Raw genomic sequence first — 280 nt, forward strand, 5'->3', positions numbered from 1 at the left:
AAAGGGACAAAAAGTCCCCAATAGTCTTAGGTAGCTCAATGGTGGAGCAACCGGCTGTTAACCGGTAGGCTGTGGGTTCGAGTCCCACCCTGAGAGCCAGAAAAAAAGATAAGCCGGGGTGGCGGAACTGGCAGACGCACAGGACTTAAAATCCTGCGGTGGTAAAACACCGTATCGGTTCGATTCCGATTCTCGGCACCAAAAAGGAATAGTAGCCGGGTAAAGAATGACGCGGGATGGAGCAGTCTGGTAGCTCGTCGGGCTCATAACCCGAAGGCCG

General features: G+C 53.6%; 2 tRNA genes. Both read left to right on the forward strand.

Annotated elements, in window-relative coordinates:
• Positions 1-24: 24 nt before the first annotated feature.
• Positions 25-99: transfer RNA gene (locus ACQRC6_RS09900), tRNA-Asn, on the forward strand.
• Between the two features lie 13 nt (positions 100-112).
• Positions 113-201: transfer RNA gene (locus ACQRC6_RS09905), tRNA-Leu, on the forward strand.
• Positions 202-280: the final 79 nt, after the last annotated feature.

It is taken from the genome of Peptoniphilus sp. SGI.035 (assembly GCF_050315115.1).
Lineage (GTDB): Bacteria > Bacillota > Clostridia > Tissierellales > Peptoniphilaceae > Peptoniphilus_A.